Genomic DNA, 20,691 nt, shown 5'->3' on the forward strand with positions numbered 1-20,691 from the left:
AGCCCGGAGGTCATCCTGAGAGGAACAGGGATGACAGAACCGCCTGTCTTGCGGTGAGGTGGAATGAAGATGATGAACCGATTGATTGAACGAGAGCATGAGCTCAGCCGCGAACACGGCGGGGCGCTTCATCTTGATGAGACGGGGTTCGGCCTGGCCGGCGTCCCGGTCGACCCGGAGCTGGTGCGCGACTACCTCGGAACGGACGACCTTGGCGTGTCGGAGGGGCAGTTTGATGCTGCCCGCACGGGCGAAGTGCTCCGGCGCAGCCAGCGTGCCGCCGCGGAGGAGGCCGAAGACGAGTTCGACGGCGACTTGACCGGCGTCGAGGAGCCGATTGCTATCTATCTGCGCGAGATCGATCGGGTCCCGCTGCTGAAGCCGCACGAGGAGATCGAGCTTGCCAAGGCGATCGAGGCGGGCGAGATCGCCAAGAAGCAGCTGGCAGAAGGGGTGGGCGACCGCGCAGAACTGGAAAAGATCATTGAAGCGGGTGAAGCGGCGCGCCGCCACTTGACGGAGGCGAACTTGCGGCTCGTGGTGTCGGTGGCGAAGCGCTACCTCGGCCGGGGCCTGCCGCTGCTCGACCTGATCCAGGAGGGCAACCTCGGCCTCCAGCGGGCGGTCGAGAAGTTCGACTACCGGCGGGGTTTCCGCTTCAGCACCTACGCCACCTGGTGGATCCGCCAGTCGGTCAGCCGCGCTGTCGCCGATCAGGCGCGGACGATCCGGATCCCCGTGCACATGATTGAGCAGATCGGGCAGTACTACCGGACGGCGCACGCGCTGCACCAGGACCTTGGCCGTGACCCGACGGTCGAGGAAGTGGCGACCGCGATGGGATCGACCCCCGAGCGGGTTGAGAACATCATCCGCGCTGCGCGCCAACCGGTGTCGCTCGAGACGCCGCTCGGCGATGAAGATGAGTTGACGCTGGGCGATCTCGTCCCCGACCGCGTCAGCCAGGAGCCGTCGGCGGCAGTCGCGGAGAAGTCGCTGCGGGAAGAGCTCGATGAGGTGCTCGCCGAGCTGACCGAGCGGCAGCGGGCAGTGGTGAAGCTGCGGTTCGGGCTGGTCGACGGCCGCGCGCGGACATTGGAGGAGATCGGCAATGAGCTGAATCTCAGCCGCGAACGGGTCCGCCAGATCGAATCTGAGGCGTTCCACAAGCTGCGCCAGCCGCGCATCTGGGCGAAGCTGCGCGACTTCTTGGAGTAAGCGCGCCGCGCGGAGCGGCTCGCTCAGTCCCCGGTTCTTTCGGACCGGGGACAGTTCTTTTCGGCAGGATGGGCGATGGGGAGGGGAAACCGGATGGTCGCGACCGTGCCGCCGTTCGAGTGAAGTTCGAGCGTGCCTTTCAGGTCGTCCGCGATGAGGGCGCGCGCAATCCGCAGCCCGAGGTTCTGTCCCTCATCAAGCGAGAACCCCGGCGGAAGCCCAACCCCGTTGTCGATGACCCGCATCTCGCCCATCCCCTCGACCGTCGCAAAGACCACCTCGATGCGGCCCTCCGGCTGGCCGCGCAGTCCATGCTCGATCGAGTTGCTGATCAGTTCGTTCAGCACGAGGGCGAGCGAAGTCGCAGCTTTCGTCGGGAGAGGCCAGGCCTCGCCTCGGACGCTGATGTCGATCGGCTGGTCGCCGGCGAGGGCGCGCACGGCAATCGCGGCGACCCGCGTCGCCAGCTCTCCCATGTTGTTGGACTCGCCCGCGTCGGGCGTGAGAAGGTCGTGAACGGCAGCGATACACCGCACGCGGGCGAGGCTCTCGCGCAGCGACTCCGCCGGCGGCTTGGTGATCCCGTTGGCGATCTCGAGCGAAAGGAGGTCAGCGATTGTCTGGAGGTTGTTGCGGACGCGGTGCTGCATCTCCTGATTGAGCAGCAGCAGCTGGCGGTTGCTGCGTTCGAGCGCTTCCTCGTTGCTCCGGATGATCCGGTCGCGCGCTTTCAGATACTCCTCCGAGATGGCGAACAGCTGGAGGTCGATCGCGGCATTGATGCGGGCGACCGCAGCGAGCACGTCGCTCGGCACGGCGAGCCAGAGGCGGCGAGCAAGCATGCGCTGCACAGTCGACTGGACGGCAGCGCGGAAGAGCGAGAGCGGCTGCAGCAGGTCGCTCAGTTCGAGTTCGTGCTCGATGCCCCACAGCGCGCGCTCGGCACCCCAGCGCGACGCTTCGGAGGCGACTTGGGACTCTTCCTCCGGGGTCTCAGCGCGGAGAGCGGCGACCAGCAGCCGAAGGTTATCGCGCCCACGGGCGACGATGCTTTCTGCGTCGCGTCGGGGGGTGTGGAGCTGGGCGTCGGCGAGGAGGCGGTGCCACTCCTGAAGGACGAGATGCTCGTGACGCTCGAGGTAGCGCGCAGTCTGTTCGAGCGCCAGCCGCCGCAGCCAGCGGAAGAGGGGGTTCATCTGCGTTAGCGGCGCGCTCCGGCTGCTGGCTGCACGCGCTCGTAAATCTGGGTGGTCGTGATCGAAGCGTGGCCGAGCAGTTCTTGGACCGACTTCAGGTCGGCGCCCTCTGCGAGCTTGTGGGCGGCGAGGCTATGTCGCAGCGTATGGGGGGTGATAGCCACCTCCAGCCGCGCAGCACGGGCGTGCGCCTTGATGATGAGCCAGAAGCCTTGCCGGGTAAGCCGCTCGCCCCGGTGATTGACGAAGAGGGCGTCATGATCAGGGGCGCGCACGAGCAGCGGCCGCGCCTCGACGAGATAGGTCTGCACCGCGGCAGCAGCAGGAGCAGGCACGGGGAGGATGCGCTCTCGCCCTCCCTTGCCGACACAGCGGACAAAGCCGGCCAGCAGGTTGACATCCGCCACGTTCAAAGCGACGAGCTCTGAGACCCGCATTCCCGTGGCGTACAGCAGTTCGAGCATCGCCTTGTCGCGCCGCGCTTCCGGGGTGTTCAGGCGTGCCGGCTGCTCGAGGAGCCGAGCGATGTCCTCCACCGAAACGGCGCGCGGCACGGGCTTCCCCACCTTGGGGCATTCAAGGTCTTCGGTGGGGTCCGCGCTGATAATGCCGCCGGTGCGAAGGAAGCGGAAGAACGATTTGAGCGCAGCAACTTTGCGGGCAACCGTTGCGGGCGCATACTTGCGCTCGCGCAAGGAGAGGACATAGCTCTGGGTATCCTCCGCGGTGACGGCAGACCACTCCTCGAGCAGCTGAACAGCGGGGCATTCGGCGCGCAGCCAAGCGACAAACTGGGAGAGGTCATTCCGGTAGGCCGCCAGCGTATTGGGCGAGAACTTCCGCTCAATCTCGAGGAAACTTAGGAACTCAATGACATCCGTCTCCACGAATCGCCCTCCGCTCGCTCGTGGCCAGCTCGCGTGGGAGAGGCTTGGCCTCCCTCGCAATGGGGGATTGTATCACCGAGCGACGCCCGATTCGTCTACTTCGCTCCGTCGGTCACCTCGCACCTGTCGGCGAAGGTCGAGCGTTGGCGTTTCGGCCAGCGTACCGGCAGGGCCGTCGGCAGCGAGCCGCGCTGTTGTCGAGTTGGCGAAGTAGGGGAAGGTGAAGCGTGTCCGCTCACCGGGACCAAGCCCCGGCACGGGGAGGAGCCGAGCAGTAAGGGGCTTCTCGAGCAGAACGGCGAGCGCGGCGACATCAAGCAAAATGCCGGTCAACTGAGCCTCGGTCGTCTCGCCCGGCAGGGGGATGGTGTCGAGCCCGGCACCGCAGACAGCCGACATAAGGAGAAGGGTGTCGAGCGTGATTGTCCCTTCCGCGTGACGCTCAGCGAGGACGCTGTCTTCGAGCAGGGGGAGCATCACCCCGGAAAATCCGCAGCGCGGGAGGTCGACGCGCCGCAGCGTGTCGGCAAGGAAGGCGACCGCTGCCAAGGTGCCGGGACCGCCGAAGCGGACGCCAAGCTGCTCAAGCGCAGCAACAATGCTGCGGTCTGGGGTGGGGAAAGGAGCAAGCGTCAGGTCGATCCCGGCGAATCGCACTTCTTCTTCTTCGCGGATGAGCGCGTGCGCAATCGCGGCGAGACGCCCGCCCACCGCTTCCAGCGTCGCGACGAGGCGATCTCGGCAGGCGGCAAGCGTCCCCGCGCTGAACGCTGCAACGGCGAGGTCGGCCGCTTCGAGCGCAAGGGCGAACTGGGGAGAACCGCCGTCGTGATACCCGGTCGGGAAGAAGGGACCGCCCGGCGGTGTACAGGCCTGAACGGCGAAGCGAAGGTTGCCCATACCGTGGTCGGTCGCGCGCGCAAGCCGCTGAATTGCGCGCGCGCAGGCGCGTGCAGCGACGACGGAGACCCCTCCCTCGGCGTGCCCGATCTGCACCGAGCCGAACAGGCGCTCTGTAGCGAGAAGAGCGTCGGCGAGTGCGTCGCCCCACGCTAGCGGTGCGGCAGGAGAGGCAAGGCGCGCCGGCCCAAGCGCGGCGTAGTCGACCCCTGCGGCGAGTGCTGCTGCCTCCAGCCGCCGCGCCAGTTCGACCAGCGCGCCGGGGTCGTCGAGCGCCTCATCGACTGGCTGCGTAGTGAGGCGGAGGGTATCCACCTCGAACCCGCCGGCGCGGAATGCCGCTGCGCTTCGCGCAAGAAATGCGGCGCTCTTGGCAACTGTTGTCTCGAGCGTTTGCGGGGTGATGGAGATGCCGAGCGTGATGGCGCGAAGGCGCACGGAAGTGCTCCTCTGCAGAGGTAATACTCAGGAACGCGGTTCGCGAGAGGAGGGAACGCCCGCTTGGCAGGCGGGGCAGAGGCCAAACAGCTCGACGCGGTGAGAGGAGAGAACGAAATGCTCCTGCTCGGCAATCCGTTGGATCTCGCTCTCGAGCCCGGCGAGCTCGAAGGGGATGACGCGCTCGCACTGGGTGCAGACGAAGTGATGGTGGTGCCCCATATCGCAGACGGTGTAGCGATGGCAGCCGTTGTCGCCATGCACCCGGTTGAGTACGCCGATCTGCGCTAGGAGGTCAAGGGTACGAAATACCGTCGCTCGGCCGATGGAGGGGTCGACGGAGTCGACCCACGCGACGACATCGTTTGCCGTGAAGATGGTGTCCCGGTCTGCCACGCTATCGATAACGACGCGACGGCTTGGGGTAACCGAGTAGCCGCGCTCATTCAGGAGGCGACTGATCTGTTCGCTTCGCCTGCTCATCAGCCCGCTCCTTTTTGCCAGTATAGCACCCGCGCCTGCGAAACAGCGGGCGCTCTGGGTGCTTGCTGGGGAGAGCAGGGTCGCGTTCTCAGCTACAGCTTGTGCGCACAAGGACGCTGTGCTAGCATGCGCGCCCAGCAGACGCTCACCGAAGGCGAGGGAGGGAAGGCGATGGAGGCCTACTGCGTCAAGTGCAAGGCGAAGCGCGAGATGAAGGATACCAAGCAGGTGACGATGAAGAACGGCAAGCCAGCGACCGAGGGGACATGTCCGGTCTGCGGAACGAAAATGTTCCGTATCGGCGCTGGGTAGTGGCCTGTCGAGCCGTCGAAAGGGGCGACCGGCAGCTGCCGGTCGTCCTGGCTTAATGCGCGCTGCTGTGCCTTGCGGGCACGGGAGCCAGTGCCGCACTGGGGGGCTGCCGTTGCGCGGCCGACGGCGCCGGCTAGCGCTTCAGGTTGAGCAGCTCCTGAAGAATCTCGTCGGCAGTGGTGACTGCACGGCTGTTGACCTGAAAGCCGCGCTGGGTGACGATCATCGCGCTCATCTGCCCGGCGATATCAACATTCGACATCTCGAGGGTGCCGGGCATGATCTCGCCGCGGCCGCCGGTGCCTGCCACCCCTGAGACATTATTCGCCACTTCCTGGGCCGTGGGCGCGGCGGGGGCGCCGGCGAGCAGTCCTGCGGCGGGCGTCCACTCGAACATGTTGCTGCCGACCCGCTGCAGGCCCGACGGATTGGGGAAGTTGGCGATGGCGATCTGGGCGATCGGGGTGGCAGTGCCGTTCGCGGTGTAGCCGGTGACCACGCCGTTGGGTGAAACGGCAAAACTGGCATAGGTGCCCGGCGGAATGATGATCGGGACGAGCGGCGCGCCCGGCGCAGGGTTTGCGGTCTGCTGCCCGGCTGGGATGGCGTAGCCGAGGACAACCATGCCGTTCGACGGATTGACGAGACGGCCGGTAGCGTCTACATCGAACGAGCCGTCGCGGGTATAGGTGATCCGAGGTGAGGGCGCACCGCCGCCCCCGGGCACCGGGGTCAGGTCAGACAGGACGAACATCCCATTGCCTTGGATCGCGAGGTCGGTCGTTCGGCCGGTGTTTTGAAAGCTGCCTTGCGCTTGGATGGTGTCGATACTCGCCAAACGCATCCCGAGGCCGATCTGCGAGGGGTTGACGCCGCCGAGCCCTTCGGGCGCTCCGCCCCCTCCGGCGCCGGCAGGGGCGCGAGGCCCGGAGATCGTCTGGGAAAGCGCCTCTTGGAAATTGGCGCGTCCGGATTTGAACCCGATGGTATTCACGTTGGCCAAGTTGTGCGCAATGACATCGAGTGCTGATTGATGATTGCGCAGCGAGGAGACCGCCGAAAACAACGATCGAAGCACCGCTAGCTCCCTTCAGAAGAAATCTCGGTGACCGCGCTGAGCGGGAGACGCTGCTCACCGAGGTAGAGTGCCGGCTCGCCGCCGGAAAGCGTGACGCGGCTGACAATGCCTGAGACCGTCTTGCCGTCGAGGGTGGCGCTAACCCGCTTGCCGATCAGGGCGCTCGTCTGACTGAGCTGAGAGAGCGCGAGCAGGCTCGCCATCGCTTTGCTCAACTGCTCCAGCTTCTGCAGCGACTCAAATTGCGCCAGCTGGGCGATAAATTCGGTGTCCTTCGTCGGCTCGAGCGGATTTTGATACTGCAGCTGAGCGGCGATCAGCTTCAGGAAATCGGTCTGCTTGGCCAGCGCTCGCGATGCGGACGACGCTGGCGGGGCAGTGGGCGGCGCAGGGGGGATCGTGCTGATTGGTGTGGTCATCGCCTAAATCCGATAGTCGATCCGCCCGGAGGCGGCGGTCTGCGCCAAGGGGAGGGCGCGGTCGGCCGGCTCGTCGTGAACGCGCTCGCGGCGGGATGCTGGAGTTGGAGGGCTCCAAGCGCTGGAACCGCGCCCAAAAGGCGTGTTGGCATCGAACCCGCTGCTCAGCCGGGCCGCAATGTCGATGGCGAGAGTGCGCCCATCGGGAGGACGAAGGGTCGCGCGCAGCTCGGCCAGCCCGGCAGAGAGCAGTTCGCGGGCCTTCTCGTCGGCGGCAAGAACGATCTGGATGGCCGTTGGGCTGACGCGCACGGCGACCTCAACGGTGCCGAGCGACTCAGGCTGCAGCGTGATGCGGAACTCGCTGGTCTGCTCGAGCCGGCCGGCAAGCCGCGGCGCGATCTGCTCTACAAGCTGGCGCGGCGCGATCTCCCGGGCCGTTGGACGGCTGTTCCCCTGCGCCGGCGCAGCTGGAGCGAGGGGAAGAGGCCGCACGCCCTCGCCGACGGAAAGAAGAGGCTCGGCTGCGGGCGCTTCCGGCCTGCTGAGGTCGGTCTCGGCGCCAAACCGGGAGAAGTCGGCCTCAACTGCAGGGCTGGAGAGGGCAATCTCGGCTGCGGGTCCAGCGCTGTCGGAGAGCGCGAGCGGCTCGAGCGTAAGCGCTGCCGGAGCGACGAGATCGTCTCCGGCGACAGTCTGGATGAGAGCGGCGAGATCGGCAACTGTCGCAGCGCTGGGGGATGATGCGCCGGCAACACCGGCGGCAGGGGAGGCAACGGCCACGAGCGGCGCTGCTGCTGCATTCCCGCTTCCTGGGATCTCGGCGGCGGCTCCAGAGGAGAGGGCGCTGAGGAGGAGTACGACCGTCGGGTCAGGAAAGAGCGGCTCTGGCTCGTCGCGCGGCACTGTCGTTTCGTCGAGCGGCTCCTCGGGGGAGGTTGGGTCGTCGCTGGGCGAGCGAGCAGCGTCTTCCGCCGGCGGCCGCGCTGTGGTCGAGGCGGTTCTCCCCACGGCGGCGAGCGCGGCGGCAAATTCTCCGCGCCCGCCTGCAGCGCGGCCGGAGGAGGGGGGCGCGGAAACGATATCGGGCGGAGCTACCGGCGCAATCATCATATTGTCATCCGCATCACTTCTTGGTACGCCTCGACGATCTTGTTGCGCACTTGAAGCCCGAATTGGAAAGCGAGGCTGCTCTGTTCTTGCGCAATCATGACGTCGTGCAGGTCGACCAGCTCGCCGGCAGCAAAAGCCTGCGCTTTCGCGTCGGCGTTCGCTTGCAGATCAGCGAGCGCTCCAATAGCGGCGGTCAGCATTCTGCTGAACAGGTCGGCGTTTGCGCCGTCGGCGTGAGCTGCATTGCTGCTGAGTGGGGGGAGGTGGGGACTAATCCTTCCGATCGCGCCGATCTCAGCCATCGTGCTCCTCGCTACTTCCCGATCTCGAGCGCCTTGAGCGCCATCTGCTTTGCGGCGTTCAAGACAGTGACATTCGCTTGGTAGGCCCGGGTCGCCGCTAGCAGGTCAACCATTTCGACGACTGGGTTCACATTGGGATAGGCGACATAGCCTGCGGCATCGGCGTCAGGGTGGGTTGGGTCATAGACGAGGCGCGGGGGGGTGTCGTCTTGGAAGACAGCGGTCACCTCGACGCCGTCATACGCTGGCCCGCTCGCGCCGCGAAACCGGTCCAGCACGAGACTGAAGGGCGTCGCGCCGCGGGGGAGAAAGCGCACCAATTCACGCCGGTAGGGACCGCCGTCGGCAGTGCGCGTGGTTTCGGCGTTCGCCACGTTGTTTGCAATCACGTCCATGCGCACTCGCTGGGCCGTCAGCCCGGAGGCGCTGACGCGAAGGGCATGGAGGATGCTCATTGGATGCTCCGGCGGTGTGCTGCCCCAACCCTAGAGGGCTTGAACTGCAGGGAATATCGGGAAACTCCTTACCTGCGCGCGCTCTTCCCCGGAACTTTGCGTTGCCCTTGCCCTCGGGAGGAGATATCGCGCTTCAGGGGACTGGCAAGCTGATGACGCCCGGCAGCCTGGGTCGGAAGCGGCAAGCAGCCCGGGGGACGGGTAGTCCTGCCTCTTGAAGGCAGATGGTCCTAGAGGGAACACGGGACCCTTGTCAGGAAACTTTGGGACGACCGTGGGGACTAAAGTTGCGACTTTCGGCCCTGCGTTGCTTCAGGCGCTGCTCCCTACACTGCGGCTACCACAACGCTGCAAAGCGGAGGAGCGATGGCTGGTGGATTGGTGTTGAAAGAACGTCCGCGGGACGCGGCGCTCGAGGTGTCTTGGCTGGCGCCATTGCGGGCAGCGACGCGCCCTTCCTTCGGCCGCATCCGTGTCGTGCTGGCTGATGATCACACTCTCTTTCGCCAAGGCATTCGAACGATGCTGGAAGTGGTCGGCGACTTCGAGGTGGTCGGCGAGGCCTGTGATGGGCGAGAAGCGGTCGCAGTCGTGGAAAAGCTCGACCCCGATGTCGTGATCATGGACGTGTCGATGCCGCTCCTCAACGGCGTCGAGGCGACGCGCCAGATCAAGCAGCGCAAATGCGCGGCGAAGGTGCTCGCGATCTTGAGCGGTGCGCAAACGGATGTTCTCTACCAGCTGTTTGCGGCCGGCGCCTCGGGCTGCTTGCTGAAGGATGCTGATGCCACCGAATTGATCCGCGCCCTTACCGAGATCCATCGCGGCAATACCTACCTCTCCCCTGCCCTCTCGCAGACCATCGTCTGGGACTATCTCCATCTCGCCCAGACAGGGCAGCGGAGGACTTACGAAGACCCGCTTTCGGCGCGGGAGCGCGAAGTCCTACAGCTGATTGCCGAGGGCTACAGCAACCAAGAAATTGCCAACATGCTGTACCTCTCTGTCAAGACGGTTGAGGCGCACAAGGCGCACATCATGGAGAAGCTGAACCTCCGTGGCCGGATCGAGCTGCTGAAATACGCTCTCAAGAAGGGGCTGATCGCTCTCGATGATTAGAAGGGAGGCCCGTCGCGAGCGAGCGCGGAAGCCGCCGCCGGCGGGTCTCTACGAAGAGGATGAGCTTCCGGAAAGGCTGGGCCGCCGCATGATCAAGCTGACGCGCTTGGACGGCAGCCATATCTATGTCAACGCAGAGTTGATCGAGTTTCTCGAAGAGACCCCAGACACCGTCGTGTCGCTGACGACGGGGCGGAAGCTTGTCGTCAGGGAGACGGCCGACGATGTCAGCGAGCGGATCATCGCCCTCGAGCGCCGGATCCATGGCACAGACCGTCAAATAGCGAGCGTGGCGGAGTAGCGCAATGCAGCTGACGGCCATTCTCGGCGTGATCATTGGATTTTTCGGCGTGATCGGGGGCAATATCCTTGAAGGAGGAAACCCCGCCTCGCTCATTCAGCTTCCTGCTTTTGTCATCGTTGTCGTCTCGTCGATCGGCATCACCATGCTTGCTACGCCTGGCGCCAACTTCGCTGCCGCTCCGAAGGCGCTCGTCAAGCTCATTCGCAAGCCGGATATCGACCCGCCGAGCCTGATCACGCGGATCACGACACTCGCGGAGAAAGCGCGCAAAGAGGGTCTGCTCTCGCTGGAGAGTGAAGCGCAAAGCATCAATGATGACTTTCTCAAGAAAGGCATCGAGCTGATCGTCGACGGAACGGACCCGGAAGTCGTCGGCGAGACCCTTCGCAATGAGTTGTACGTGATGGAAAAACGCCACGAAAGTGTTTACACCGTCTTCGAGGCTCTCGGCGGGTATGCGCCGACAATGGGTGTGCTCGGCACTGTAATGGGCCTCGTTCATGTCATGGAGATGCTCGGCAGCGGCGACATCGAAAAGCTCGGGCATGGGATCGCGGTCGCCTTCATCGCGACGCTCTACGGCGTCGGCACCGCCAACTTGATCTTCCTGCCGATCGGCGGTCGGCTGAAGAAGCTGAGCCAAGAGGAAGTGCTCGTCCGTGAGATGATGATCGAGGGCATCCTGTCGATCCAGGCGGGCGAGAACCCGCGCGTCATCCAGCAGAAGCTGCTCGGCTTCCTTGCGCCAAGCGCGCGCCGGCGCGCGGCGAACGCGGAAGCGCGGAAGGAAGGAGCCGTCGCGTGAGCAGTCATGGAAAGCGGCGCGGCGGGGGCCATGGCGGCGCAGGTCATAACAACAGCGAGCGCTGGCTGCTGACCTACGCCGACCTCATCACGCTGCTCATGATGCTTTTTGTCATCATGTATGCCATCTCCACCGTTGACGTGAAGAAGGCGGTCGTCCTTGGCGAAGCGCTCACCAAGGCGTTCTCACCCGGGATCTTCCTTGGCGACGCGAAGACGGGGCTGGCACAGGGCGGCGGCGACGTTGCCCATCCATTCATCACCAACACGCAGCGTCAAGACTTTGGCGTCCTGCAGGAGGCGCTGACCCGGCTGGTTCGCGAGGAAGGGCTCGAGGGCAGCGTCTCGATCAACACCACGCGCGAGGGCACAGTTATCACGCTCTCAGGGTCCTTGCTCTTTCCCTCAGGACGAGCGGAAATCCGTCCCGAAGCGCTGCGGCTGCTCGATCAGATCGCTGACCTGATCCGGCCGCTGCCGAACCGAATCCGGATTGAAGGCCATACCGACGACCTGCCGCCAGCAGCAGCGCTCTATCCCTCGAATTGGGAGCTTGCCGCGGCACGGGCCCTGGCGGTGCTGCGCTACTTCGCCGGACCAGGGCGCGTCGCGCCGGAACGGCTTTCTGCAGCGAGCTACGGCCAGTACAAGCCGGTCGCTCCGAACGATAGCGTGGCGGGCCGCGCGCAAAACCGACGCGCCGAGATTGTCATCCTCTACACCCCGGGCAGCGGCTAAGGAGCATGGGCGATGCGACGACTGCTTCCGATCCTGATTGCGATCCCGCTTCTCCTGCTTGCAACAGCGGGCGGCGCCTTCATCGCGATGCAGTTTCTCGCGCCGGGCGCAGCAAGCGCAGGGGAGTCCAAGCCGGCCGAAAGCAAGAAAGAGGACCACACTAAGCTCGGCCCGACGATCCTGCTCCCTGAGCGCGTGATCAACTTGGCGGATAGCGGAACCGGTCGCTACCTGAAGATCGCGGCGGCTGTCGAGTTCAAGCCGGAGAAGGACGACTGGTACAAGGCGAGCGACGAAGAGCGCAAAAAGAAGGAAGACGAGTTCCGCAAGAAGATGGCAAGCCGGGTCGCGGTGATGCAGGACGTTTTTATCATGCATATCTCTTCGAAGCGTTCGACTGACCTGATGACGCTCGAGGGAAAAGAACGCTTGAAGAATGAGTTGCTGCAGCGGCTCAGAGCGGCAGTCAAAGAGCCGGAGGTTGTCAACATCTATTTCACCGAATTCGTGATGCAGTAGCGGAGGAACGATGGCCGTGCGCAAGGAGACCGAGCAGAAGACCGTGGTTCGCAAGGCCGAGTTCATGCCGTTCAGCGAAAGCACCGAGGTCAATGCGCATCAGAACCTAGATCTCATTCTCGACCTCAGCCTGCGCGTCACGGTGGAATTAGGCCGCACTACGATGAGCGTGCGCGAAGTGTTGTCGCTTGGCCCAGGGTCGGTCTTTCAGCTCGACCGCCTCGCCGGGGAGCAGGTGGACATCCTAGTCAACGACCGTCCGATCGCGCGCGGAGAAGTGGTGGTGGTCGATGAAAATTTCGGCGTACGCATCACCGATATCATCGCCCCGAACAAGCGGCTGCCCGGGAAGGAGTAATCCTCACGCGCTGCCGTTCGGTTCGGCAGAGCGCTCAGGGCCGACGTCTGCCCGACACCCAGCGCTGCTGCTAACGAGCGGCTCCTCAGAGTCTGGCGGAGGCGCTTAGCGATTTCCTTGGCGCAGCACGGCGCGCACGATCAAGAACCCTCCGACTGCAATCAGCACAACCGGCCACCCATATTGCCACATCCATTCCAGTCCCTGACTGCCGAGAGCGGTGAGACCGGCCAGCGCGATGAAAAAGGCGGGGAGAAGTGGCCACCAGCCGCCAGCTGGCTGCACGCGAAGCACAATTCCTCCGACCCAAACGAGCACAAAGCCCGCTGCGAGGGCGAAGAGAAAGAGCGCTCCCGCGAGCGGGCCGCTCGTGTTCGCTGCCAAGACAATGCCTACTCCAACTCCCGTGACAATTCCTCCGGGGATGAGCAGGCCGTAAGCGCGCGTGACGAACGACGCCGCGAGGAAAGTGAGCCCGATGATAAGGGCAACGAATTGTCCGAAGTTCGGAACGACTTGGGCGATGAGGAGGAGCACCCCAATCAGAACCAAAACGCCGCCGCCGAGCCATTCTATGCTCGGCAAAGGCAGAGTGGGGGAGGCTTTCGACCGAGACGGTGGACTGGGATTCTGTTCTGTCATTCGTCGCCTCCTCAGGCTGAGAATGAGACCGCGCCTAGCGGCTCCAGCATACCGCGACGGCAATGGCCGAAGCAGGCGCGAGGGAGCCGAGGGGAATGGCTGGGACGGCGGCAGAACAGTGCGGCGGGCGCGTTTGGGTGCATGGCCCATGCGTGGGGCGAAGCGCATGGCGAGGGCGAAAGAGGATGAAAGGAGGCGCGCGCCGCGCGGAAGGAGCGTCCTAGAGCGATCGGTTTGTCCTGCTCAGTGCCCAGCAGGGGGAATGCGGGCTCGCTGCGCCTTCAATTCAGAAGGCGCTGTACCCTCGGAGAGTCGGCAAGCGTTGCGGCGCGAGCCAGGTTAATGCTCGAACGCGCTCTCCTCACTTGGGTGCGGCTGCGGCACGGGGGCAAGACGGCGGTCGAGCACGGTGGCGTAGCGGCGCGCTTCTCGCCATTCCTTGGCGTAGCGATCACCGGGCAAGTGGTTCTGAAAGACGCGGGTTGCCCCGCAGAGCCGGCAAGTGCCCGTTGTCTCGGCTGCAGCGTCGCTCTCGAGGATCCAGTAATGCCGGCAGGTCGCTGTGCCGGCATCGGAAGGACGGTGTATCGGCGCGGTTCTCATGGGGCTGCCTCCAGCGCGTTCTTGGCTCGATTGTCGCCCGCTCTGCTGAAAGCAGCCTGAAGCGCGGCTAAGAAGTCGCTAAGATTGACCGGTGGCACAGCGCGCCCGCTCAATGATTAGTGCTTCCGACGAACGACCGAGGAGGTTCCCGTGGATCCGAAACTGCTTGCCGCCTTGCAGACGCTCCACAAGCTCGACGAGTGGGTCGCCCTAGCGACCACGAAGAAGAACGGCGAGCCTCATGTCAAGCCGATGATGATGGGCTATGGCGATGGGGTGCTCCTCTTCAGCATGACGGGCAAGCAGGCGAAGCTCAACCTGCAGCGCGACCCGCGCGCCTGCGTCACCCTCTTTCGGCCGGGCGATTATGCGCATGTCGTCGTTTGGGGGACGATGGAACTGCGCGATGACGCCGAAGCGCAGGAGATGTGGAACACCCTAATCCGCACCGCTTTCGGCGAGGAGGGGCTCGCCCAGCGGCAGCGCACGCTGTCGATCGAAAACGGAACCTGCCTCGGCGTCTTCACCCCCCGCCGCTGGCGGATCTACGGCCTGGGCTAGCGAGCAAAATAGAGGACCAGCAGCGAAACCCCAATCCAAAGGACAACATCGATCAGCAGCGGCGCATCGCGAAGGAGTAGGTCGTCGGGGCTGCCGCCAAGGCCGCGCTGGTAAACGAGATAGAGGTAGCGAAACAGCCCATAGAGAACGAACGGGATCGTCAGCATCATGGCGTGGTTGGCAGGCAGGTTGCTTGCTGAGAAGGTGTAGAGCGAATAGGCGATCACGGTCGATGCGGTGACGACGGCGATCATCTGGTCAAGCAGCTGGGTGGTGTACGCTTCGAGCGTCTTCCGGTGGTTCGTCGCTCCGTCCTCGAGCAGCAGCAGTTCGTGACGGCGCTTGCACAAGCCGAGGAAGAGCGCGCCGAGGATGGTGCAGACGTACAGCCACGGGGAGACCGGAACGTCGATTGCAAAGGCGCCGCCGACGACGCGGAGCGCGAACCCGGCGGCGATGGTGAACACATCGAGAATGACCTGGTGCTTGAGCACGTACGAGTAGAGGAACTGCGAGGCGAAGTACAGCACAGCCACCAGGCCGAACTCGCGGCTGAGCATGAAGGCGAGGGGGATAGCGGCCCCGGCGAGCAGGGCGGCGACGGCGAGGGCAAGCAGCGGCGAGACGAGACCGGCAGCGATTGGCCGCCGCCGCTTTTCCGGGTGCTGACGGTCGCGCTCGATGTCGGCGACGTCGTTGACCAAGTAGGTGGCGCTTGCGAGCGCACAGAAGAGGATAAACGCAGCAACGCTTTTGCCGAAGACCGTCAGGAGCGAGACAGGGTCGCCGGGTCGCCAATAGAGATTGATCGTGAACACTGCCGCCATAAACACGGCGCCGTTCTTCGTCCACTGCTTCGGACGCAGCGCGCGCAGGAGGCTCACCGCAAGCGGCGGGTGGGGAGCGGCGAGCCGCTCTGAAGCAGTCTCGACAGGGCGGGGCGCGGCCGTCATTCGCGACACTCTCCTCGCGCGGGTACCGCGGCGTTTCCGGAAGTTTGCGTCATCGGGGCGGCGTTTGCCGAGGCCGGGCTCCTGTCCGCTCGCGCCGACGGACGGTCATGCCGGGGGAAGCGCGATCCGGGTGAGGAGATAGGCGTCTGGAAATTCTGTTCCCGCGGTGACTGGAATGGGAAGGCGGTCGCCGCCGCCCCACACGTACATTCCGATGTAGACCCGGTACTCCCCGGCCGGAAGCCCGCCGAGATCGAGCCGGCGCCGATCGGGAAGAAAGCGCCCCGGCGGGAAGTCGGTTGTGGGGAACAGCCCGTCGAGCGGCTCACTGTCGTGCTGCCAGACACGGCGGCCGTCGGCGTCGAGCACATGGACGAAAACAGTGTAGCGGTCGTCAGGCGGGCGGAGCGCCTGCCACCAGAGCGTCAGTTCGTAGCGACGATTGCCCAGCGGAGTGAGGTCATGCCCGCTGAGACGGATCTGGCCGCCGATGTCGACTGCGGCAGGGTGCTGAATGGTCGGCGGCCGCGGCGTTCCCCGCTGAAACAGCCAGACCCCATCCGCTGCGTCCACCAGCCAGAAGGCGGGGTCGGCGACAAAGCGGCGGAGCGCGTGGTCGTCATCTTCCCAGAAGCCGCAGCAGACATAGCCCCGATAGTCGAGCAAGACGATCTCGGCATCGGCGATGGTCGGGAAGTTGTACACCCGCTCGCGTCGGCTGAAGCGTGAGACGACATTGCGTGCGGCGGAGACCGGCGTGTCGGGCGGTACGGCGGCGACGAACCGGTCGAGAATGGCAGCATGCTCGCCGCCATGGTAGCGTTCCGGCTCGAAGGCGCGTCCCAACGGCGCGGGGCTGAGCAGGAGATAGGCCCCGGCTGCCGCGCCGAGGAGGAGCGCCGCCACCGCCGCACGGGGGACGCCCCAGCGCACGAGGCGCGCCATCCCGGCGATCGTGGCAAAAAGCAGCAGCGGGATAAGCGGCGCTTGATAGTGGTAGAGGATGCTGTATTGCGCCGGGCTGTTGCCGAGGGCGAGATAGCCGAGCGTGGGGAGCGCGAGGGCGAACGCGGCAGGGGCAAGGAGCGGGAGCCCCGCGAGAGGCAGCAGGAGCTGGAGATAGTACGTCGGCCGGCCCGGTCCGATGAGGTCGGCCAGCATCAGCCACGGCTGCGTCGCAAGCGCAAGCGCGATTGCGCCAAGCGAGTCGCCGTAGTGGCTGTAGCGGCGGACGTAGTAAAACTCGCTCCCTGCGGCGGTCAGTCGGGGCATGATGATGCCCATCGCGAGTATGCCCCACAGCACCGAGAGGGCCGTCATTGCTAGGCCGGTCCTCCACTGCCGCGCAATGACCGCGACATACAGGCCGATGGCGGCGCCGACGATCGCCATCTCCTCTTTCACAGTGAGGCTGAGCCCAAAGAACAGCCAAGCGAGCCGCATCTTCTGGGCAGTGAGCGCCCAGAAGAACAGCGCAAGCGTGGGGACTGCCCAGGCAACCTCGTGGTATTCGAACAGATTGAGAAAGTGCAGCGGCGGATAGAGCAGGAAGGCGGCGACAACGGCGGTCCCGAGCGGCCGGCTGTTCAGCCGCTGGTCGGCTGTCCAGCCGACCGGCAGCGCAGCGAGGGCGAGCCCCGCGCTCTGCGCGAGCAGCAGGGTGCGGGGGTCAGGCCAGATCCAGTAAAGAGGGGCGAGGTAGAGCTGGAAGAAGGCGAAATGGTCGCCGAGCGAGACGGACGTATGCCCGATCAGCGTGCTCTGGAAAGGACGGAAACGAGACGCTGTCCAGACGAGCTGGTCGTTGATGGCGAGGTCAGCGTCGTAGCGGGTGTAGGCGGCCCACGTCTGGATCGAGAGGAGGCTGAAGAGCGCGAAGTAAAGAAGAACGAGGGTGCCCCGCAGAACGCTCCACCGGTCGCCAGGGAGGCGAGCAGGGGCAGGCAAGGCGAGCGGCGCCGGCACGCGGGGCAGGATAGCGTGGCGCGCTGGCCGGATCCACCGCTCCTTGAGCGCGGGGAACGCATGAACTATCCTTTCCCTGTTCCTGAGAAAGGACGAGATGGGCATCTTTGATGTCGGGCCGCTCGAGCTTATCGTCATCTTCATCGTGGCGCTGCTCGTGTTTGGCCCCAATCGGCTCCCTGAATTTATGGGGCAGGTCGGGCGCTGGGTCCGAACGCTCCGGCGCATGAGCGACGAGGTCACGCGGGAGTTTGTTCGGGAGCTGAACCTCGACGAGGCGAGAGCCGCGCCCTACACCTACCAGCCGCCGCTTCCTCCCCCACCCCCGTATTCCCCGCCGCCCCCCGAACCGTCGCCTCCGCCGGCTGCGGCGGCAGAGCCCGCTCCTGTCGACGATCTCCACGCGCCAACTGCTGACCTCACGGCAGCGCCCGACAGGCACTCCGGCGACTCGTGGCATGGCTCGGCTGTCCCGCTGAGTGCTAACGGCGAGACCGCTCCCGCTGCCGGGCCGCTCGCCGCTCCCCTGAACGGCGCGGGCCAACCTGCGGAGCCCGTTGCAGACCCGTCAGCGCAGCGAGTCTCATGACCTGGCGGCTTAGGCTCATTGGCGGTTTGCTCGTCGTCGTGATCGTGGTGGTGATTGGCGGCGCGATTGTGCTGCCCGCAACGCTCAATTCTGGCCCTGCTTCTCCTTCGCCGCCGCGCCCGCCAGCGTGGCTGGCCGGCCGCCACGAGCCGTACGCGCTGGTCCAGGTCGGGGAGGCAGCGGTGTGGGCGCGGCTCGCCATCTCCCCCGAGGAGCGGATGCGTGGGCTGTCGGGCGTTGAGCGGATTGAGCCGGATGAAGGGATGCTGTTCGTCTATGCTGTCAAAGGCCGGCATCCCTTCTGGATGCGCGGCATGCTCTTCTCCATCGATATGATCTGGATCGATACCGACCGCGTCGTTGATATCAAGCCCGACCGGCCTGTGCCTGCTCCGAACCAGAGCGAGGTTGACCTGCCGATCTACACGCCGACCGCCGACGCCAACTATGTGCTCGAGGTGAACGCGGGCTGGGCGGCAGCCAACAAGATCACCGTCGGGACGCCAGTGACGATCACCTTCCCGGCCGGGGTGGCGATCCCCCGCTAACTGATCGCATCTCCAAGCAAGCATGCTATCATGCTCCCACAGGCCGGAGCGCTGAGAAGCGCCCGTGGCAGGGCACGGAGGGCCGGTGAGCAAAACGATCCTGCTAGTCGATGATGAGGATCTGATCCGGCTGCTTGTCCGGACCACGATCGAGAACGAGGAGTATCGCCTGCTCGAGGCGGCCGACGGCGAAGAGGCGCTTGAGATCGTCCGGCGCGAACATCCTGACCTCGTCCTCCTCGATGTTGGGATGCCTCGACGGAACGGCTTTGAGGTTGTCGAGCAGATCAAGCAAGACCCGGCGACAAAAGACACGATTGTCGTGATGCTGACGGCGCATGGGCGCGAAGTCGACCGGCTGCGCGGGCTTGGTCTTGGCGCAGATGACTATTTCACCAAGCCGTTCAGCCCGCTCGACCTGCTGCGCAAGATCCGAGAACTGCTTGGCTCGTGAGCCCCTGCTCACCTTCCTTAACCGGCAGAGCGGCCGCGTCACGCTCGGCTTTCTCGTTCTTCTCACTGCCGGCCTGATGGGATTTTCCGCGTTCCTGCTCTCGCCAGAAGGAACGTGGTCAGGAGATACGGGTATCCGCGCGCTGCAGGTGCGGGCGCTCCGGGAACGGGGCAGTTTCGCCGTGCCCTATCTCGGCCAAGCGGTTGACCCGGAAAACCGCTGGAACCCGCTGGCGCCGCAGTATTTCTCTTGGCAAGCTGACGGCTACTACCCGAAGTTTTCGCCCGCCTATGCGGTGATCGTTGCGGCCGCGGAGGCGCTGGCGGGAAAGCGGAGCGCGGCGTGGCCGGCGGCGCTCTCGTTGGCGCTGACGGCGGGGGCGCTCTGGTGGGCGCTCCGCGCCGCAGGCAGCCGCCTCAGCTGGGCGGCTGCGCCGGCGCTGACGCTCTTGTCGCCGCTTCTTTTCTACGCCAACGCGCTCTGGGAGCACGAGACGGCGGCCGCGCTCGCGACGGTCGGTGCGGCCGCGCTGCTCGCGGCCCAGTTCCGCTGGACTGGGTCCCCGCGCCGGGCAGCCGCGCTCGCCGCGCTCGCGGGGGCAGCGATGGGGAGCGGGCTGTGGTTTCGCCCCGAGCTGTATGTCTTCATTCCCGCGGTCGGGCTTGCTGCGCTCGTCCTCTTCCGACGCGGCTGGCCGCTTCTCGGGGCCGCACTTGCGGGGTGCGCGGCCGCTCTGGTCCCGCTGCTGATTGTCCAGCAGCTTCTCTATGGGCGGGCGGAAGGAGCGCACGTCGCCGTCGACTCGCCGCTTGTCCTTCGGGGGGCAACGCTCTCTTTCGTGGCCGGCCACTTTCTCCGGCAATGGCTTGCCACCATTCCAGGGACACTCGTTCCCCAAGGCCCGGCAGCGCTTTGGGCAGCCGCTGCGCTCGCCCTCGCTGGCGGCGTGATCGGCGCGGCGCGGCGAAAAGCGTGGGGGAGCTGGCTGATTGTTGTCGGCAGCGCGAGCGCCGGCGCGCTCGCGCTGCTCTCTCTTGCGCTGCGTCTTGCTCCTCTCGATCTCGTTGCCTCGTCTCCAGTCATCCTCGTTGGACTGTTTGCGCTCGGCCGCCTCCCCGCCGGCAGGCGCGGCGCGGCATACCGCTTCTTCGGGCTCGCGGCGCTGGCAGCGCTGCTGTTTGCGCTTCTCACTGCGCCCTCACCCGGCGGAGCGCAGCACGGACCGCGCTATCTCCTGCTGGCCTATCCGCTGCTGATCGGCTGCGCGATCCTCGCGCTGGAGGAATGGCTGGAGCAGCCCGCGTCGCGGCTGCGGACGGCGGGGCTGGCGGCGGCGGCGGTGCTTCTCGTCGCGAGCGCGGCGGCGCAGGCAGCGGGCGTGCGCAATCTGGTTGTCATCCATGAGCAGTATGCGCGCGTGGCGCGTCTGATGGCTGCGCTGCCGCCGGACCCCGTCGTCACCGACCTCTGGTGGTTTCCCCAAGTGATCCCGGCGGAGATCGAGCGGCGGCCGATCTTTGTTGTTCCTGCGCCGGCGGACGTCGCCGAACTAGCCGACCGCGTGGCGGAACGCGGTCTGACTGCGCTCACTGTTGTCACCTCGAATGAGCTCGCGGCCCCGCTCAATCCTCCGCCCGCGACGGCAGCGGGGCGGCGTCTGCGGCCGGAGCAGACGCTGTCGCTCGCGGAACGGCGCCTTGTCATCGGACGCTACCAGATCGAGTAGCGAGAGA

Annotated in this window: 25 protein-coding genes and 1 pseudogene; 13 read left to right on the forward strand and 13 right to left on the reverse strand. The window is 65.5% G+C overall.

The features are described 5' to 3' along the window. Positions 1–69: 69 nt before the first annotated feature. Positions 70–1,218, forward strand: a complete 1,149-nt coding sequence (locus NZ773_07090; protein MCS6801690.1) for a sigma-70 family RNA polymerase sigma factor — start codon at positions 70–72, stop codon at positions 1,216–1,218. Between the two features lie 23 nt (positions 1,219–1,241). Here NZ773_07090 and NZ773_07095 read toward each other — a convergent pair whose 3' ends face one another. The 4 genes from NZ773_07095 to NZ773_07110 form a co-directional block, all read right to left on the reverse strand. After that, complete coding sequence (locus NZ773_07095) at positions 1,242–2,414, reverse strand: sensor histidine kinase (protein MCS6801691.1); 1,173 nt, start codon at positions 2,412–2,414, stop codon at positions 1,242–1,244. A 5-nt stretch (positions 2,415–2,419) separates the two neighbouring features. Next, entirely contained in the window at positions 2,420–3,301 is an 882-nt protein-coding gene (locus tag NZ773_07100; protein MCS6801692.1) for a tyrosine recombinase, read from the reverse strand. 72 nt (positions 3,302–3,373) lie between these two features. After that, entirely contained in the window at positions 3,374–4,639 is a 1,266-nt protein-coding gene (locus tag NZ773_07105; protein MCS6801693.1) for a DUF711 family protein, read from the reverse strand. A 27-nt stretch (positions 4,640–4,666) separates the two neighbouring features. Beyond that, the gene (locus tag NZ773_07110) at positions 4,667–5,122 is read right to left on the reverse strand and encodes a transcriptional repressor (protein MCS6801694.1); all 456 of its coding nucleotides are present in this window, start codon (positions 5,120–5,122) and stop codon (positions 4,667–4,669) included. A gap of 171 nt (positions 5,123–5,293) precedes the next feature. On the opposite strand from NZ773_07110, the gene NZ773_07115 reads away from it, so the two are divergent. Further along, the gene (locus NZ773_07115; protein ID MCS6801695.1) at positions 5,294–5,434 is read left to right on the forward strand and encodes a DUF5679 domain-containing protein; all 141 of its coding nucleotides are present in this window, start codon (positions 5,294–5,296) and stop codon (positions 5,432–5,434) included. Positions 5,435–5,567: 133 nt separating this feature from the next. Here NZ773_07115 and NZ773_07120 read toward each other — a convergent pair whose 3' ends face one another. Genes NZ773_07120 through flgC form a run of 5 tightly spaced genes read right to left on the reverse strand, consistent with a single transcriptional unit; the run spans position 5,568 to position 8,801 of the window. Next, complete coding sequence (locus NZ773_07120; GenBank protein MCS6801696.1) at positions 5,568–6,512, reverse strand: flagellar hook-basal body complex protein; 945 nt, start codon at positions 6,510–6,512, stop codon at positions 5,568–5,570. Positions 6,513–6,514: 2 nt separating this feature from the next. Then, on the reverse strand, positions 6,515–6,931 hold the full coding sequence (locus NZ773_07125; GenBank protein ID MCS6801697.1) for a hypothetical protein: 417 nt from the start codon (positions 6,929–6,931) through the stop codon (positions 6,515–6,517). 3 nt (positions 6,932–6,934) lie between these two features. Next, positions 6,935–8,044 carry a flagellar hook-length control protein FliK gene (locus NZ773_07130; GenBank protein ID MCS6801698.1) on the reverse strand — a complete coding sequence of 370 codons (1,110 nt, stop codon included), beginning with the start codon at positions 8,042–8,044 and terminating at the stop codon, positions 6,935–6,937. Continuing rightward, positions 8,041–8,346, reverse strand: a complete 306-nt coding sequence (fliE, locus tag NZ773_07135) for a flagellar hook-basal body complex protein FliE (protein MCS6801699.1) — start codon at positions 8,344–8,346, stop codon at positions 8,041–8,043. Before fliE ends, NZ773_07130 begins: the two co-directional genes overlap by 4 nt. A gap of 11 nt (positions 8,347–8,357) precedes the next feature. Next, complete coding sequence (gene flgC, locus NZ773_07140) at positions 8,358–8,801, reverse strand: flagellar basal body rod protein FlgC (protein ID MCS6801700.1); 444 nt, start codon at positions 8,799–8,801, stop codon at positions 8,358–8,360. A 366-nt stretch (positions 8,802–9,167) separates the two neighbouring features. Here flgC and NZ773_07145 point away from each other — a divergent pair, with 366 nt between their 5' ends. The 6 genes and pseudogenes from NZ773_07145 to fliN all read left to right on the forward strand — a co-directional run bounded on the left by NZ773_07145 (position 9,168) and on the right by fliN (position 12,643). Next, positions 9,168–9,920 (forward strand): response regulator transcription factor, encoded by a 753-nt coding sequence (locus tag NZ773_07145; protein ID MCS6801701.1) that lies wholly within the window; start codon positions 9,168–9,170, stop codon positions 9,918–9,920. Between the two features lie 88 nt (positions 9,921–10,008). After that, positions 10,009–10,221, forward strand: coding sequence for a flagellar FlbD family protein (locus NZ773_07150; GenBank protein MCS6801702.1), 213 nt, complete (start codon positions 10,009–10,011; stop codon positions 10,219–10,221). 4 nt (positions 10,222–10,225) lie between these two features. Further along, positions 10,226–11,029: a flagellar motor protein gene (locus NZ773_07155; protein ID MCS6801703.1), complete on the forward strand. Its 804-nt coding sequence runs from the start codon at positions 10,226–10,228 to the stop codon at positions 11,027–11,029. Then, positions 11,026–11,766, forward strand: a complete 741-nt coding sequence (locus tag NZ773_07160) for an OmpA family protein (GenBank protein ID MCS6801704.1) — start codon at positions 11,026–11,028, stop codon at positions 11,764–11,766. Before NZ773_07155 ends, NZ773_07160 begins: the two co-directional genes overlap by 4 nt. A gap of 12 nt (positions 11,767–11,778) precedes the next feature. Further along, the gene (locus NZ773_07165) at positions 11,779–12,285 is read left to right on the forward strand and encodes a flagellar basal body-associated FliL family protein (GenBank protein MCS6801705.1); all 507 of its coding nucleotides are present in this window, start codon (positions 11,779–11,781) and stop codon (positions 12,283–12,285) included. 100 nt (positions 12,286–12,385) lie between these two features. Next, positions 12,386–12,643 (forward strand): annotated as a pseudogene (fliN, locus tag NZ773_07170) (flagellar motor switch protein FliN). A gap of 105 nt (positions 12,644–12,748) precedes the next feature. On the opposite strand, the gene NZ773_07175 reads toward fliN, so the two are convergent. Together NZ773_07175 and NZ773_07180 are read right to left on the reverse strand one after the other, a co-directional pair. Then, positions 12,749–13,285 carry a hypothetical protein gene (locus NZ773_07175; protein MCS6801706.1) on the reverse strand — a complete coding sequence of 179 codons (537 nt, stop codon included), beginning with the start codon at positions 13,283–13,285 and terminating at the stop codon, positions 12,749–12,751. Between the two features lie 339 nt (positions 13,286–13,624). After that, entirely contained in the window at positions 13,625–13,888 is a 264-nt protein-coding gene (locus NZ773_07180; GenBank protein ID MCS6801707.1) for a hypothetical protein, read from the reverse strand. Positions 13,889–14,038: 150 nt separating this feature from the next. Between NZ773_07180 and NZ773_07185 the strand changes: the two genes are divergently transcribed. Next, a complete protein-coding gene (locus NZ773_07185; protein MCS6801708.1) occupies positions 14,039–14,449 on the forward strand; it encodes a pyridoxamine 5'-phosphate oxidase family protein in 411 nt (136 codons plus the stop codon). On the opposite strand, the gene NZ773_07190 is transcribed toward NZ773_07185, so the two are convergent. After that, entirely contained in the window at positions 14,446–15,402 is a 957-nt protein-coding gene (locus NZ773_07190; GenBank protein MCS6801709.1) for a decaprenyl-phosphate phosphoribosyltransferase, read from the reverse strand. The two genes, NZ773_07185 and NZ773_07190, sit on opposite strands and share 4 nt — an antisense overlap. Before the next feature lie 105 nt (positions 15,403–15,507). Then, positions 15,508–17,367 (reverse strand): DUF2079 domain-containing protein, encoded by a 1,860-nt coding sequence (locus NZ773_07195; protein ID MCS6801710.1) that lies wholly within the window; start codon positions 17,365–17,367, stop codon positions 15,508–15,510. Between the two features lie 97 nt (positions 17,368–17,464). Here NZ773_07195 and tatB point away from each other — a divergent pair, with 97 nt between their 5' ends. From tatB to NZ773_07215, 4 genes are all read left to right on the forward strand, one after another. Continuing rightward, the gene (tatB, locus tag NZ773_07200) at positions 17,465–17,956 is read left to right on the forward strand and encodes a Sec-independent protein translocase protein TatB (GenBank protein MCS6801711.1); all 492 of its coding nucleotides are present in this window, start codon (positions 17,465–17,467) and stop codon (positions 17,954–17,956) included. Further along, the gene (locus tag NZ773_07205; protein MCS6801712.1) at positions 17,953–18,504 is read left to right on the forward strand and encodes a DUF192 domain-containing protein; all 552 of its coding nucleotides are present in this window, start codon (positions 17,953–17,955) and stop codon (positions 18,502–18,504) included. The genes tatB and NZ773_07205 overlap by 4 nt, the downstream gene beginning before the upstream one ends. A gap of 85 nt (positions 18,505–18,589) precedes the next feature. Beyond that, complete coding sequence (locus NZ773_07210) at positions 18,590–18,958, forward strand: response regulator (GenBank protein MCS6801713.1); 369 nt, start codon at positions 18,590–18,592, stop codon at positions 18,956–18,958. Continuing rightward, a complete protein-coding gene (locus tag NZ773_07215; protein MCS6801714.1) occupies positions 18,948–20,684 on the forward strand; it encodes a hypothetical protein in 1,737 nt (578 codons plus the stop codon). Before NZ773_07210 ends, NZ773_07215 begins: the two co-directional genes overlap by 11 nt. The last annotated feature ends 7 nt before the right edge of the window (positions 20,685–20,691 follow it).

This window comes from Dehalococcoidia bacterium (assembly GCA_025054935.1).
Lineage (GTDB): Bacteria > Chloroflexota > Dehalococcoidia > SpSt-223 > SpSt-223 > JANWZD01.